Source organism: Bordetella parapertussis, assembly GCF_020735925.1.
Lineage (GTDB): Bacteria > Pseudomonadota > Gammaproteobacteria > Burkholderiales > Burkholderiaceae_B > Bordetella > Bordetella pertussis.
Window position 1 is genome coordinate 2,410,149 of record NZ_CP085971.1, and the last position, 15,046, is coordinate 2,425,194.

Below are 15,046 nucleotides of genomic sequence, written 5' to 3' on the forward strand. Positions count from 1 at the left end.
CAAATTTCCCTGGAAGACCTGCAATGCTCCCAACCGAACTGAACGTGCAGCGGGTACGCCATCCGCTGAAAATGCGCCTGCTCGAAGTCAAGCGCGTGACGCGGCCCACGCCGCATCTGGCGCGCATCACCCTGGCCGGCGACGCTCTGCGCGACTTCGTCTCGGCATCGTTCGACGACCACGTCAAGGTGTTCTTCCCGCCGCCTGGCGCGGCGCGGCCGGTCCTGCCCGAACTGGGGCCGGACGGCCTGGTGTTCGCCGAGGGCGAACCCCGCCCGCCCATGCGCGATTACACGCCGCGCCGCCACGACGCGCGCGCCGGCGAGCTCGACCTGGAGTTCGTGCTGCATGGCGAAGGGCCGGCCGCCAGCTGGGCGGCCCGGGCGCAGCCCGGGCAGCAGCTGGGCGTGGCCGGGCCGCGCGGCTCGTTCGTGGTCCCGCTCGAATACGACTGGCATTTGCTGGTGGGCGACGAAAGCGCCTTGCCGGCGATCGCGCGCCGCCTCGAGGAATTGCCGCCCGGCAAGCCCGTCATCGCCCTGATCGAGGTCGCCGACCCCGCGGCCCGGCTGGCGCTGTCGACCCGCGCGCAGGCCAGCGTGCAATGGCTGCTGCGCGAGCCGGCCGGCAGCCGTCTGCCCGAGGCCGTGCGCGCGCTGCGCCTGCCGCCGGGCGAAGGCTACGCCTGGGCCGCGGCCGAGTCGGCCGTTGCGCGCGCCGTGCGGCAGGCGCTGGTCGACACGCACGGGCTGGACAAAAGCCGCATCCGCGCCGCCAGCTACTGGAAGCGCGGCGAGGCGGCCGTGCACGAAACGCATGATTGAACCGGCGCCGGCCTTGTGACATCGATGCAACGGAGCGCCGGGCCCGCGCCCCTGCAAAATCGACAGAAAATGGCGTAATTTTTACAAATTGCACACATTTCTCGCGTATCCGGCCGCTACTCTCGCACAAACCATGCAAGATGTTGCGAACTGGAGCCCCGATGCGTACCGCCCGACGCCGTACCCCAGCACGACTTGCCCCGTTGCCGGCCATGCTGGCCGCCGCCGGCCTGCTGCAATCCTTGGGCGCGACGCCCGCGGCCGCGGCCTGCGCGCCCACGCTGGCGCCAGCCAGCGGGCAGAGCGTGCAATGCGACGGCGCCGTGGTCAACCAGTCGGTCGAGGCGGCGGCCGGCAGCCAGGACGTAACCATCACGGTGGCGCCCGGCGCGCTGTTCTCGATCAACGCCACGCGGGCGCTGTCGGTCGATGACCGCAGCCGTATCGTCAACGAGGGCACGATCCAGATGGCCGGCGGCGCCGGCGCCTCGCGCGGCGCCATGGTGGGTTTCGGCGACAACAACCAGTTGATCAACCGCGGATCGATCACGACCTCGGGCAGCGGCGTGCGCGGCATCTCGGTGCCCAACGTCGGCAGTACCGGGACGCTGGTCGACAACAGCGGCAGCATCCGCACCCAGGGCGCCAGCGCGCACGGCATCGCCATCAACGGCCCGGGCAACCGCGTCGAAAACAGCGGCGCCATCACCGTCAACGGCACCGACGCCAAGGGCGTGTACCTGCAAGGCGGCAGCCCCGCGGCCAACGTACTGGTCAACAGCGGCACCATCCATGCGCGCGGCGCCAGCAGCAACGGCGTATTCGGCCCGGACGGCGTGCATGTGAACACCACCAACGCCAACGGCTTTCATGCCCGCGTCGAGAACCTGCCCGGCGGGCGCATCCTCAGCGATCACTCGTATGCGCTGCGCGGGCAGAACGGCAACGATACCTTCATCAACGCCGGCTACCTGCAAGGGCACGGCGGGGCCGGCCGCGACACGGCCGTCTACATGGGCCCCCAGGGCACGGGCACGCTGATCCTGCGCACCGGCTCGGCCATCGCCGGCCTGGCCGACGGCGGCGGGGCGGCCAGCCATGCCTATCTGGAGGGCAGCGGCACGGTGGACAACCGGTTCGCCAACTTCCGCACCCTGACCATGCGCGGCGCCGACTGGCGCTGGACCTCGGACGCCGCGTTCACCGAAAGCGTGGACCTGCGCACCGGGATGTTCTTTCTTGCCGGCACGCTGGCCAGCCCGGCCAACAGCCTGGCCGCCGGCGCGGTGCTGGCCGGCACCGGCACGCTGGCCGGCGCATTGCGCAACGCCGGCGAGATCCGGCCCGGCCCGAACGACGGCAGCGGCTACGGCGCGCTGACGGTGCGCGGCGATTACACCGGCGCGGGCGGCGCGCTGCGCGTCAACACGGTGCTGGCCGGCGACGGGGCCGCCTCGGACAGGCTGGTCATCGATGGCGGGCACGCCGGCGGCAGCACCCCGGTCACGGTGGTCAACCGGGGCGGGCAGGGCGCGCTGACCGCGGCCGACGGCATCCTGGTGGTCCAGGCCATCAATGGCGCAAGCTCGGACGCCGGCGCCTTCTCGCTGGCCGCGCCCCTCAACGCCGGCGCATACGAGTACAGGCTGTACCGCGGCGACGCCACGGGCGCCGCGCCGGACAGCTGGTACCTGCGCTCGCGCGCCTATCTGGTCGAGGACCAACTGGCCGGCAGCCTTGCCGAAGCCGAGGCGATCGCCGACGACATCGGCCGGCGCACCGGCGAGCGGCCGAGCATCGAGGACACGCCGCTGTACCGGCCCGAGGTGGCGCTGTACAGCAGCATTCCCATGCTGGCGCGGCGCATGGGCCTGGCCCAGCTGGGCACCTTCCACGAGCGGCAGGGCAACCAGGCGCTGCTGGCGCGCGACGGCGAACGCGTCGCGGCCTGGGCGCGCGCCTATGGCGGCAACAGCAAGCAGGCGCTCGACGGCGATGCGCAACCCGGCATCGACGCCCGCCTGGCCGGCGTGCAATTGGGGCAGGACCTCTACAGCAGCGTGCGCCCGGACGGCGGACAGCACCGCTTCGGGCTGTTCGGCGGCTATGGCCACGCGCGCGGCGACACCCACGGCTCGGCCGGCGGCGAGCGCGACGCCGCGACCGGCCGGCTGACCATCGACGGCTACAGCGTCGGCGGCTACTGGACCTATGTCGGCCCGCGCGGGTGGTACGTGGATACCGTGCTGGCCAACACCTGGATGGACATCGACACCGACTCCAAGGCCGGGCGCGACGCCGATACGCGCGGCTAGGCGTTCACGGCTTCGCTGGAAAGCGGCTACCCGCTGGCGCTGTCCGAGCGCTGGACGCTGGAGCCGCAGGCGCAGCTCATCTACCAGCGCACGCGCGTCGACGACTTCTCGGACGCCGTGTCCGAGGTGCGCATCCGCGACGACAACGCGCTGACCGCCCGCCTGGGCGCCCGGCTGCAGGGCGAGTACGCGGCCGCCGCGCAGGTGTGGCGCCCCTACGCGGCGCTGAATTTCTGGCGCACCTTCAGCGGCGAGAACACCGTCGTGCTGGGCGAAGACAGCGTCGATACGCGGCGCGGCGCGACCTCGCTCGAACTGGCGGCCGGCGCCAGCGTGACGCTGGCCCGCAGCCTGGCCCTCTACGGCAGGCTGGCCTACGCCACCAGCATCGACAGCCAGTATCTGCGCGGCGCTTCCGCGCAACTGGGCATGCGCTACACCTGGTAGGGCGACGCGCTGCCCGTCTCGGCCACCCAGCACAAGGTGTTGACCAGGGCCATCTGCTCGGCGCTGCGGCAGCGCACCGCCGTCAGCGCCGGGCTGGCGACCAGAATGGCCAGCGTGCGCGCGCGCGATATCGCCACATTGAGGCGATTGCGGCTAAACAGGAACTCCAGGTCGCGCGGCAGGTAATCGCCGCTGGAGGTCGCCATGGACACGATCACGACCTGGGCCTCCTGGCCCTGGAACTTGTCGACCGTGCCCACGCGCGCGCCGTCGGGCAGGGCGGCGCGCAGGGTATTGACCTGTACGTTGTACGGCGCGACGAACAGGATGTCGTCCAGCCTCAGCGGCGCGGGCGCGCCGGCTTCGCCCACATAGCGCTGGCGCAGCAGGAGCGCGCACAGTTCGGCCACGCGCGCGGCTTCCTCGCGGCTGGATTGCGTATTGCCGTCGTGCGGCACGGGCACGTAGCGGATGCCGTGCGCGGGCAGTTCGCGGCCGGCCGCCTCGTCGAGCAGCAGGCGGTGGGCCGCGGTGGCCGGCGCCGCGCGCAGCCTGCCGTCGTAGATGGCTTCGGAAATGAAACCGCAGATCTCCGGATGCATGCGGTACGAGGTGTCCAGGAAGACGCCCTGCGACGCCGCGATGGTGGCCTGGCCGTCGAGCAGGTACTCCAGCGCCGATTCGCCCGAACGGCCCGGATGCGTGCCCTGGCTGGGCTGGCCGAGCTGCATCTGGTCGCCCAGCAGCACGATGTTGCGCGCGCACTGGCCCATGGCGACGAGGTTGGCCAGGCTGACCTGGCCCGCTTCGTCGACGAACAGATAGTCGAACGCCTGCTCGAACTCGGGGCGGGCGAACAGCCACGCGGTGCCGGCCACCAGTTGGTGGCGCGCCGGATCGACGTCCTTGTTGTCGAACACATCCTCGATCTGCCTGCCGCCCAGGCAGCTGTCGTCGCCGGCGCTGGCGGACTTCTTGGCGCCGCGCAAGGCAAAGCCTTCCCGCTCGGCCAGCCGCTCCAGGCCGCGCAGCAGATTGTTGATGGCGTGGTGGCTGTTGGACGACACGGCCACGCGCCGGCCGGCGCGCAGCAGCTGCAGCAGCACCCGCGAACCGGTGTAGGTCTTGCCGGCGCCGGGCGGCCCTTGCAGGAACAAGGTGGTTTCGTCCATGCGCGCCACGACATCCAGCACCTGGGGCAACAGCTCGGCGTGCGGCGCAACCAGCGGCGCGCCGCGCGCCAGACCGCGGATGCGCGGGGGCTCGCGGCGCAGCAGCGCGTCCACGGCGCGCATCGGCGTGGACATGCCGTCCGGCGCCCGGCACACCGCGTCGCCGTAGCGGAACACCGCGTTGACCAGCTCCTTGCTGTTGACCGGCGCCGCGGGCCCCAGCGCCATGCGCGGCGGCGGCGCGGGTTTGCGCGCGCTGCAGGTGAAGCTGGCCAGGCGCGCGTGCGGGTCGACCACCAGGTTGGCCAGGCTGGCGCCGGTGCGCACGTCGGTGCAGCGCGCGCCGGTGCGCAGCTTGGTTTCCTGCGCGGGATAGCGGTAGGTATAGCGCAACGACTGCGCCTGCCGCACGGGCGGCGCCGCGTCGTCGCGCACCAGCCCGCCCAGGCATTCGGCGTCCTCGATCAGCTCGCCGTCGGTGGCTTCGCCGCGGGCGAACCAGGCCCACCAGGCGGGCTTCTGTTCGCGCCGGTGGAAGTCCAGCAGGTGCCACGCCAACGCCCGGAACGCGTCGCGCGGCGACCAGGCGGCTTCGTCGGCCGGCAGATCGTCGGCCAGCGCGGCCCGGTAGGGCAGCAGGCGGCGCTCGGCCTCGGTCATCTCGCCGATGACCGCCCGCGCGGCATCGAGGTCCTGCTGGTCGGCCTCGTTGTGCCACGGCAGGCCGGCGGGGCGGATGCCGCACAGCCAGTCCCGCAGGCGCCAGGTGGAGACCACGTCGTCGCGGTTGTAGTCGGCGATGTCCTGCAGCAGGCGCGGCTCGCCGGCGGCTTTCCAGCGCTCGTAGTACACGATGCTGGCGCCGGCATTGGTGACCTCGCCCGCGCGCCGCGGCAGGTAGAAGCGCTCGACGTACTTGATCGAATAGCTGGGCTCGGAGATGCGCAGCCCTTCGCGCACGACACGGTACAGGTCCACCAGCTTGCCGGCGCGCAGCAGGTGGTCGACCTCCGCTTCCCGGGTGCCGTGCAGCGACATCAGCTTCTTCAAGGCCGTGGCCTCGTACGGCGCATAGTGATAGATGTGCGCATCGGGGTGGCGCCGCAGCCGTTCGGCCACGAAATCCATGAAGGCTTCGAACGCCTGCCTTTCCTGGCGCCGGTCGTGGGCCCAGAACGGCACGAAGCGTTCGGCACCGTCGTCGACGACATACAGGCCGAACAGGTACTCGAGGCCGCCGTCCTCGAGCGGATCGCCCTCCATGTCGAAGAACATGTCGCCGGGGTCCGGGCGGGGCAGGCGCGCCAGGCCGCGCGGTCCCTCGTCCTGCGCCGCCAGCAGCTCGTAGTGGCGCGCGCCATCGACGCGGGCACGCCATTGCAGGGCGGCCTGCGCGCGCAGCCGCTGCAGCGTGCCGGCCTCGATGCCGGCCACCTGCGCGTGCTCGGGCAGGGCGCCGAGCTGCGCCAGCGTGGCCACGCCCTGGGCGTTCAGGCGCCGGGCCTGCTGGCGCGACATGCCGGCCACCAGCGAAAGATGGTCGTCGGCGACGCGGCGCGCTTCGCAGCCCACGCGCCAGCGGCACTGCGGGCAATGCTCGCAGGGCTCGGGATAGGTCGGTGGCGCCGGCTCGGCGGCGATCGCGGCCTCGAAGCGCCGCAGGACCTGCCGCAGGTAATGGGCGTAGTCGGCCACGCGCAGCGCCAGCTCGCGGCCGCTGCCCAGCACCACATGCATGCTGCGCGGCGCGACGCCTTGCGCATGCTCCAGCAACCAGGCGTAGAACGACAGCTGCAGCACGAAGCTGGCGCGCGGGCTGCGCGCCAGCTTCGTGTCCAGCGCCTCGTAGCCGTAGTCGCCCAGCGCCGATGGGCACTCGGTGCGCAACAGGAAATCGGCATGCCCCACGTAGGGGCCGTGACAGAGCGCGGCCTGGTAGATGACCGGGGCGCCCGCGGCCATCGCCGCGCGCGTGGCGGCCAGCCGCGCCGCCAGGTCCGGGCCGGCGCGCGTGACGTCGGCCAGGTCGGGGTGGCGGGCGCGCAGGCGCTCCAGCCAGGCCTGCTCGTGCGCCTGGCCCTTGGCCTGCACCAGCGCCATCTGTTCGTCGGCGGCCGCCGCCGGCGCCTGGCCCGCGTTGAGCGCGCGCAGGTCCAGCTGGGTGAGGTGTTCGCAGGCCAGGAAACCCACCAGGTCCGAGGCGGCGTAGCGCCGCGTTGCGCCGAGCTGCTGCATGGCGGGTTCAGTCTTCCTGCAGGGCCGCGAAGCGCTCGGCCAGGAAATCGACCAGGGTGCGCACCGACGACAGCAGGCCGCGCCGCGACGGAAATACCGCGTGGATCAATTCGCGGCACGGCGCCCATTCGGGCAACAGGCGCACCAGGGTGCCGTCGGCCAGCTGGCCGCGCACCATCATCGAGGGCAGCTGCACCACGCCCACGCCGGCCACCGCCGCGCTGCGCAGCGCCAGCATGTCGGTGGTGACCATGCGCGGGGCCAGGGGCACCGTGGCTTGCGCGTCTTGCGGGCCGGTCAGCAGCCAGCTGTGCGGCTGGTTCGGCTGGCCCAGCGCCAGGCTGGGCCAGGCGGCCAGGTCCGCGGGCAGGGCGGGCGCGCCATGGCGCGCGAGCAGGGCGGGACTGGCCACCAGGCATTGGCCGCGGTCGGCGAACGGGCGCATGACCAGGTCGCTGTTCTCCAGCGGCGGCGGACGCACACGGATCGCCACGTCCACGCCTTCGCCCAGCACGTCGACGCGGCGGTTGCTGGCGTCCAGGTGCAGGGTGACGCGCGGATAGCGCAGCATGAATTCGCCCAGCATGGCGCCGACATGGGTGTGCAGCAGGGCCACGGGACAGGACAGCCGCACCACGCCGCGCGGCTCGACCTGGGCCGCGTCGATCGCCTCCTGGGCGGCCTCGGCCTCCACCAGCATGGCCTTGCAGTGTTCGTAATAGGTCTGGCCGATGTCGGTGACGGAGAAGTGGCGCGTCGAGCGCTGGATCAGGCGCACGCCCAGGCGCTCTTCGAGCACGGCGATGCGCCGGCTCAGCTTGGATTTCGGCATCCCCAGGGCGCGGCCGGCCGGCGCGAAGCCTCGGTGATCGACCGTCTGTACGAAATAATAGAGGTCGTTGAGATCCTGCATGGACGCCCCTCGATAGTTCTGAAAATAGGACAGCGCGGCCCGGAATCGCAGTCTACCCGCATTTTCGCTTCGGCAGCATGCTGGCGAGTGCCTGCTGCTATGCTGCCTGGCGGGGCAGCGACACGCGAGGATTCGAACATGGCCAGACTCCACATCATCATCTGCAGCACGCGGCCCGGGCGGGTCGGGCCGGCCGTGGCCGACTGGTTCCACGCCCAGGCCCTGGCGCATGGCGGCTTCGAGGTGGCGCTGGTAGATCTGGCGCAGGTCGGGCTGCCGCTCTACGACGAGCCGCGCCACCCCATGCTGCAGCAATACGAACATGCGCACACGCGCGCCTGGAGCCGCAGCGTGGCCAGCGCCGACGCGTTCGTGTTCGTCACGCCGGAATACAACTACGGGCCGCCGCCGGCGCTGGTCAATGCCCTGAACTATGTCTACAAAGAGTGGAACTACAAGCCGGCGGCGTTCGTCAGCTATGGCGGCGTCTCCGGCGGCATGCGCGCCGTGCAGGCCGAGAAGCAGACCCTGACGACCTTGCGCATGGTGCCCATCTTCGAATACGTGGCCATCCCGATGGTGGCCGAGCGCCTGGACGCGGCCGGCCGCTTCCAGCCCCAACCCATCCACGACAGCATGGCCCAGGGCCTGCTGACCGAACTGCGCCGGTTCAGCGACGCCTTGCAGGTGTTGCGCGAACCGGCCTCCACGCCATGATTCCGGACCCCGCCACGGCCCCCTCCATGAACCCTACGCAAACCACGAACCCCATGCGCCCCTTCCGCTCGGTGCTGTACACCCCCGGCGCCAACGCGCGCGCGCTGGCGCGCGCCCGCGAACTCGACGCCGATGCGCTGATCCTCGACCTGGAAGACGCGGTCGCGGTGTCGGCCAAGGAAGAGGCGCGCGTCCAGGTGACGCACGCCTTGCGCGAGGGCGGCTTCGGACGGCGCAGCGTCATCGTGCGCGTCAATGGCCTGGACACGCCCTGGGGCGAGGACGATGTGCGGGCGCTGGCGCCGCTGGGTCCGCATGCGATGCTGCTGCCCAAGGTCGAACATCCCGCGCAGCTGGCGCGCGCCGCCGCGCTGGCGGCCGAGGCCGGCGCGCCGGGCCTGGCATGGTGGGCCATGATCGAAACGCCGCTGGCCATCCTCAATATCGGCGCCATCGCCGCTGCGGGCCCTGGTGGCGGGCACGTCGGACCTGGTCAAGGCGCTGCATGCGCGCCACACGCCGGGGCGCGCCGAAGTCCAGGCGGCGCTGTCGATGACGGTGCTGGCCGCGCGCGCGCATGGACTGCTGGCGCTGGACGGCGTGCACCTGGACCTGGCCGACGCCGAAGGCCTGCGCCACGCCTGCCGGCAGGGCCGCGACCTGGGCTTCGACGGCAAGACGCTGATCCATCCGCGCCAGATCGACAGCGCCAACGCCGCCTTCGGACCGTCGGAAGCCGAGGTCGTGCGCGCGCACGCCATCATGGCGGCCTGGCAGGACGCGCAGGCGCGCGGCGCGGGCGTGACCGTGGTCGACGGCATGCTGGTGGAAGCGCTGCACGTCGAGGACGCGCAGCGCGTGCTGGCGCTGGCCCAGGCCATCGCCGCGGACTGAGTCCCTCGCGCGTTCAGGGCCGGAAGATATCCGGCGGCATGCGCTCGACCAGATAGGCGCGGCGGGCATCCGCGCGCAGTAGGGAAGGGGCGGGGCGGCTCAGCGCGCCAGCGGGCGCGTCGAACCGCGGATGGCCAGCGTGGCGGGAAAGCGCGAGGCGGTCGCGTGCGCCGGGTCGGCGGCGGCCGGCACGGCCTCGCCCTGGATGCGCGCCAGCAGCAGATTGATGGCGTAGGCGCCCAGGGGATAGACCGGCGGCGACACCGTGGTCAGGCCATCGCCCACCAGTTCGAACCAGTCGGGGTCGCCATAGCCGACCACCGACACATCGGCCGGGCAAGACAGGCCCAGGCCGCGCAGCGCCTTGAGCGCGCCGACGGTCAGGCGCGAGCTGCCGATGATCAGCGCGGTGGGCGGCTTGGGGCCGCTCATCAGGCCGTGCACGGCGCGATGGGCGAACTCGACCCGCGGCGGGCCGACGGCGGTCAGGCTGGCGTCCAGCCCGGCCTTGCTCATGGCGCTGCTGAAACCGGACAGGCGGTCTTCGCCCAGGCTCAGGTCCGTGGTGGTGCCGACATAGGCGATGCGCCGGTGGCCGTAGTGGATCAGGTGCTCGGCGGCGGCGCGCGTGGCGGCCCGTTCGTCGATCACCACCGCTTCGGCGGCCACCGCCGCGTGCTGGCGGATCAGCTGGATGGCGCGCACGCCCTTGAGCAGGGCGATGGTCTCGGGCTTGGGCTTGATGGTGGGCGTGATGATCACGCCGGCCGCGCGCGACACCACGAACGCGCGCAAGTCGTTGAACTCGCGCTCGGGGTTGTCCTCGGTGATGCTCAGCGCCAGCTGGAAGCCGCGCGCCACCGCCGCGTCGGCCACGATCTTGGCCACGGCCGCGTAGAAATCGTTCTGGATGTCGGGCACGATCAGCCCGATCACCGGGCTGTGCGCCGTGCGCATGTTCTGCGCCGTGCCGTTGGGCACGTAGCCCATGGCCTGCGCCGCCTCGCGCACGCTGGCCTTGGTGGCGGCGCTGATCTTGGGATGGTCGGCCAGCGCGCGCGACACCGTGGCATGCGACAGCTTCAGGCGGGTCGCGATGTCCTTGATGGTGACGTTGGTGCGCGCCGCTATGCCAGCCATGGCTGATCCTGTTGCTGGCGCCGCTGGAACGCCGCGATGTCGGCCGCGCGCGCCAGCGCCAGGTCGATGTCGTCGACGCCTTCGAGCAGCAACTGGCGCCGGCCCGCGTCGATCTCGAACGGATAGGCGCGGCCGTCCGGGCCGATGACGCGCTGGCTGACCAGGTCCACCTCGCAGGCGCAGCCCGGGTCGGCCAGCGCCTGGGCCATCAGCGTCGCGACGTCGGCCGCGGGCAGGGTGATCGGCAGCAGGCCGTTCTTGAGGCAGTTCTCGTGGAAGATGGGGCCATAGCTGGCCGCGACGATGGCGCGTATGCCGTATCCCTGGTGCGCCCAGACCGCGTGTTCGCGCGACGAGCCGCAACCGTAGTTCTCGCGCGCCAGCACGATGGCCGCGCCCTGGTAGGCGGGCTGGTTGAGCACGCACTCGGGGCGGGGCTGGCCATGTTCGTCATAGCGCCAGGCGCCCATGAAGCCGTCGGCCAGCCCGTCGCGTTCGACGGTTACCAGCCAGCGCTGCGGGATGATCGCGTCGGTGTCGACGTGGTCCTGGTTCATGGGCAGGATGATGCCGTGGGCTCGAATGAAGGCTTGCATATTAGACCAGATCCCTGTGATCGACGATGGCGCCCGCGATGGCGGCGGCCGCGGCGCTGGCCGGGCTGGCCAGGTGAGTGCGCGCGCCCGGCCCCTGGCGGCCTTCGAAGTTGCGGTTGGAGGTGGAGACGCAGCGCTGGCCGGCCGGCACCTTGTCGGCGTTCATGCCCACGCACATCGAGCAGCCCGGTTCGCGCCATTCGAAGCCGGCGTCGAGGAACACGCGGTCCAGCCCCAGCGCTTCGGCGGCGCGCTTGACCCGCTGCGAGCCCGGCACCACCAGCGCGCGCACGCCGGCGGCCACGCGCCGGCCGCGCGCCACCGCCGCGGCGGCTTGCAGGTCGGACAGCCTGCCGTTGGTGCATGAACCGATGAACGCCCACTGCACCGGCACGCCCGCCAGCGGACGGCCCGCCCGCAGGCCCATGTAGTCATAGGCCTGCTGCATGGCGGCGCGCTCGCCGGCGTCGGCGGCGGCCGGATCAGGCAGCGGTTCGTGCACGTCCACGACCTGGGCCGGGTTCACGCCCCAGGTCATCTGCGGCGCCTGCAGTCCCAGGGTGATCGCGCGCTCGGACTCTTAGCGCGCGCCGGCGTCGCTGCGCAGCGCGCGAAACGCCGCCAGCGCCGCCTCGTCGCCACGCACCGCGGGGGCATGGCGGCGCAGGTAGTCCAGGGTCACGTCGTCGGGCGCGATCAGCGCGGCGCGCGCGCCGGCCTCGATGGCCATGTTGCACAAGGTCAGGCGTTCTTCCATCGAGAGCGCCGCCACCGGCTCGCCGGCCAGCTCCAGGAACCCCACGGCCGCGCCGCGCACGCCGAGCTGGCGCAGGACATGCAGGGTCAGGTCCTTGGCGCTCAGGCCGGCGGGCAGGGCGCCTTGCAGCGTCAGGCGCATCGCGCGCGGGCGGCGCATGGCCAGGGTCTGGGTCGCCAGCACATGCTCGGCCTCCGAGGTGCCGATGCCCCAGGCCCAGGCGCCCAGCGCCCCCAGCGTCGAGGTGTGGCTGTCGCCACAGGCCACCGTCATGCCCGGCAGCACCAGGCCCAGTTCGGGCGCGATCACGTGCACGATGCCCTGGTCGGGGTCGTCCGGGCCGTAGTGGCGGATGCCGGTGCGCGCGGCGTTGGCGGCCAGCGCATCGATCATCGCCTGGCTGCCGTCCACGTGTTCGCCGCGCCGCCCGGGCGCGGTGGAGACGATGTGGTCGGCGATCGCCACGTTGCGCGCCGGACTGTGCACGGTGCGGCCCTGCGCGCGCAGCGCGGAGAAGGCCTGCGGGTTGGAAAGATCGTGCAGCAGGTGCCGGTCGATGTGGATCAGGCTGCGGCCGTCGGGCAGGTCGGCCACGTGGTGGCTGTCCCACAGGCGGTCGAACAGGGTGCGCGGCGGCGCACTGGCGGCGCCGGACGGGGTGGACGGGGTCATTCTGCCTCCTTGGTGCACACGTATGAAATTTTCATCGTGGCAGTATGTATCGGGTAAACCAGTATGTTCTGTTGTATTGACGCCCTAACTCTGGCTAATTGTAGTTCGATTAGTGCAAACGTGTGCACTAAGAAAAACATCGTAGCGCCGACACAGCGAGGAGACAACCATGAATAGCATCAAGCGAGTACGCGGCAAGACCGCCGCCTTGTTCGCGGCGCTGGGCCTGTGGGCCGCGGCCGTGCCCGCGGCAGGCGCGGCGACCCCGTATCCCGAGCGCCCGATCCGGCTCATCGTGCCGTTCGGCGCGGGCGGCACCACCGACATCCTCGGCCGCGTGCTGGGCCAGCAACTGGGCGAGGCCCTCAAGCAGACCGTCATCGTGGAGAACCGCCCCGGCGCCAACGGCAACATCGGCAGCGACGCCGTGGCCAAGGCCGCGCCCGACGGCTATACGCTGCTGTTCGCCGCCGACGCCACCCTGGTCATCAACCCCACGCTGTACAGCCAGTTGCCATTCAAGCCCGAAAGCGACTTCGCGCCCATCTCGCGCATCGCGGTCGTGCCCCTGGTGCTGGTCGCCAACCCCGCGGTCAAGGCCGACACGCTGCCCGAACTGGTGAAGCTGGGCGGCAAGCCCGACGCGCGCCTGGACTTCGGCAGCGCCGGCGCGGGCAGCATGGGCCACCTGGTGGGCGAGCGCCTGAACCGCGCCACTGGCATGAGCATGACGCACATTCCCTACAAGAGCGGCGCCCAGGCCATCTCCGATGTGGTGTCCGGCCAGATCCCGCTGCTGATCACCGGCCTGGCGGTGGCCGAGCCGTTCCTGCGCGACGGCAAGCTGAAAGCCATCGCGGTGACCTCGGGACAGCGTTTTCCCGGCGCGCCCAAGGTGCCCACCATCGCCGAAGGCGGCGTGAAGGACTTCGATTCGCCCAGCTGGTATGGCCTGCTGGCGCCGGCCGGCACGCCCGCGCCCGTGCTGGAGAAGATCCACGCCGCCCTGGCCAGCGCCTTGCAGACCGAAGACATGAAGAAACGCATGGTGGAGCTGGGCGCTTGGCCCGTGGTCGATACCCAGGCGGCGTTCGCCGAACTCATCAAGGCCGATACGCAGCGCTGGTCGCAGATCATCCAAGCCGCCGGCATCACCGTCCAGTAACCCTTCCTATCCAGTATCCATGCGCATCACCGCCATACGAGAAATCGCCGTTCCCCTGCAGGGCAACATCTCCAACTCGCTGGTCAGTTTCGCCGAGCACACGGTCTCGCTGGTCGCCCTGGTCAGCGACGTCGTGCGCGACGGCCGGCCGCTCATCGGCTACGCCTTCGATTCGATCGGCCGCTACGCCCAGCCCGGGCTGATGCGCGAGCGCTTCATCCCGCGCCTGCTGCAGGCCGCGCCGCACGAGCTGCTCGATGACGGCGGGCAGGCGTTCGACCCGGCGCGCGCCAGCGCCATCATGCTGCGCAACGAGAAACCGGGCGGGCACGGCGACCGGGCGGCGGCCGTGGGCGCGCTGGAACTGGCGTTCTGGGACCTGAACGCCAAGCTGCGCGACGAGCCCGCCTATTGCACCATCGCGCGCCACGTCGGACGGCCGGCGCAAGCCGGCGCCACCCAGGTCTATGCGGCCGGCGGCTACTACTACGACAGCGGCGATCCGCTGCAGCGGCTGCGCGACGAGTTCCGCGGCTATCTCGACCAGGGCTTCGTCAAGTTCAAGATGAAGATCGGCGGCGCCTCGCTGGCCGACGACCTGGCCCGCATCGAGGCCGCGCTCGGCGTGGCGGGCGAGGGCGCCAACCTGGCGGTCGACGCCAACGGACGCTTCGACCTGGATACCGCGCTGGCCTATGCGCGCGCGCTCGAGCCCTATGGCTTGCGCTGGTACGAGGAAATCGGCGACCCGCTCGATTACCACCTGAACAGCCTGGTGGCGCAGGCCTACGCGGGCACCATCGCCACCGGCGAGAACCTGTTCTCGCTGCCCGACGTCAGGAACCTGCTGCATTTCGCCGGCGTGCGGCCCGGCCGCGATATCCTGCAGATGGACCCGGGGCTGTCGTACGGCTTGACCGAGTACCTGCGCATGATGGCGGCGGTCGAGGCGGCCGGCTTCGGGCGCTCCTGCCTGCACCCGCATGGCGGCCACCTGATCAACCTGCACATCGCCGCCGGATTGGGGCTGGGCGGCTGCGAGGCCTATCCGGGCGTATTCCAGCCCTTCGGCGGCTACCCCGCGGCGTGCGCATTGGGCGCAGGCCAGGTGCGGCCGACCGACGCGCCGGGCTTCGGGCTGGAACAGAAACAAGAATTGGCGCCGTACATCTCCGTACTGGCGCACGGCAAGGCGTAAG

8 protein-coding genes and 3 pseudogenes are annotated in these 15,046 nt (G+C 71.4%); 6 read left to right on the forward strand and 5 right to left on the reverse strand.

All coding sequences use genetic code 11. The annotated features are described in order from the left end of the window. The first annotated feature begins 23 nt into the window (after nucleotides 1-23). Nucleotides 24-824 (forward strand): siderophore-interacting protein, encoded by an 801-nt coding sequence (locus LK409_RS11495; RefSeq protein ID WP_010928671.1) that lies wholly within the window; start codon nucleotides 24-26, stop codon nucleotides 822-824. Nucleotides 825-985: 161 nt separating this feature from the next. Beyond that, nucleotides 986-3,586 (forward strand): annotated as a pseudogene (locus tag LK409_RS11500) (BP1344/BB2830 family autotransporter). Here LK409_RS11500 and LK409_RS11505 read toward each other — a convergent pair. Next, nucleotides 3,574-6,993: a TM0106 family RecB-like putative nuclease gene (locus LK409_RS11505; RefSeq protein ID WP_010928672.1), complete on the reverse strand. Its 3,420-nt coding sequence runs from the start codon at nucleotides 6,991-6,993 to the stop codon at nucleotides 3,574-3,576. The pseudogene LK409_RS11500 and the gene LK409_RS11505 overlap by 13 nt on opposite strands. Before the next feature lie 7 nt (nucleotides 6,994-7,000). Next, nucleotides 7,001-7,906 (reverse strand): LysR family transcriptional regulator, encoded by a 906-nt coding sequence (locus LK409_RS11510; RefSeq protein ID WP_010928673.1) that lies wholly within the window; start codon nucleotides 7,904-7,906, stop codon nucleotides 7,001-7,003. Nucleotides 7,907-8,044: 138 nt separating this feature from the next. Between LK409_RS11510 and LK409_RS11515 the strand changes: the two genes are divergently transcribed. Continuing rightward, nucleotides 8,045-8,623, forward strand: a complete 579-nt coding sequence (locus tag LK409_RS11515) for an NADPH-dependent FMN reductase (protein WP_003811381.1) — start codon at nucleotides 8,045-8,047, stop codon at nucleotides 8,621-8,623. Beyond that, nucleotides 8,620-9,517 (forward strand): annotated as a pseudogene (locus LK409_RS11520) (HpcH/HpaI aldolase/citrate lyase family protein). Before LK409_RS11515 ends, LK409_RS11520 begins: the two are co-directional and overlap by 4 nt. A gap of 99 nt (nucleotides 9,518-9,616) precedes the next feature. On the opposite strand, the gene LK409_RS11525 reads toward LK409_RS11520, so the two are convergent. The 3 genes and pseudogenes from LK409_RS11525 to LK409_RS11535 form a co-directional block, all read right to left on the reverse strand. After that, nucleotides 9,617-10,657, reverse strand: coding sequence for a LacI family DNA-binding transcriptional regulator (locus tag LK409_RS11525; RefSeq protein ID WP_003811393.1), 1,041 nt, complete (start codon nucleotides 10,655-10,657; stop codon nucleotides 9,617-9,619). Continuing rightward, nucleotides 10,645-11,253, reverse strand: a complete 609-nt coding sequence (gene leuD, locus LK409_RS11530) for a 3-isopropylmalate dehydratase small subunit (RefSeq protein ID WP_010928674.1) — start codon at nucleotides 11,251-11,253, stop codon at nucleotides 10,645-10,647. The genes LK409_RS11525 and leuD overlap by 13 nt, the downstream gene beginning before the upstream one ends. A 1-nt stretch (nucleotide 11,254) precedes the next feature. Continuing rightward, nucleotides 11,255-12,682: pseudogene (locus LK409_RS11535) on the reverse strand (3-isopropylmalate dehydratase large subunit). 169 nt (nucleotides 12,683-12,851) lie between these two features. On the opposite strand from LK409_RS11535, the gene LK409_RS11540 reads away from it, so the two are divergent. Both LK409_RS11540 and LK409_RS11545 read left to right on the forward strand, forming a co-directional pair. Continuing rightward, a complete protein-coding gene (locus tag LK409_RS11540) occupies nucleotides 12,852-13,847 on the forward strand; it encodes a Bug family tripartite tricarboxylate transporter substrate binding protein (RefSeq protein ID WP_003811399.1) in 996 nt (331 codons plus the stop codon). Between the two features lie 19 nt (nucleotides 13,848-13,866). Further along, complete coding sequence (locus LK409_RS11545; RefSeq protein ID WP_003811400.1) at nucleotides 13,867-15,045, forward strand: mandelate racemase/muconate lactonizing enzyme family protein; 1,179 nt, start codon at nucleotides 13,867-13,869, stop codon at nucleotides 15,043-15,045. Nucleotide 15,046 lies beyond the last annotated feature (1 nt).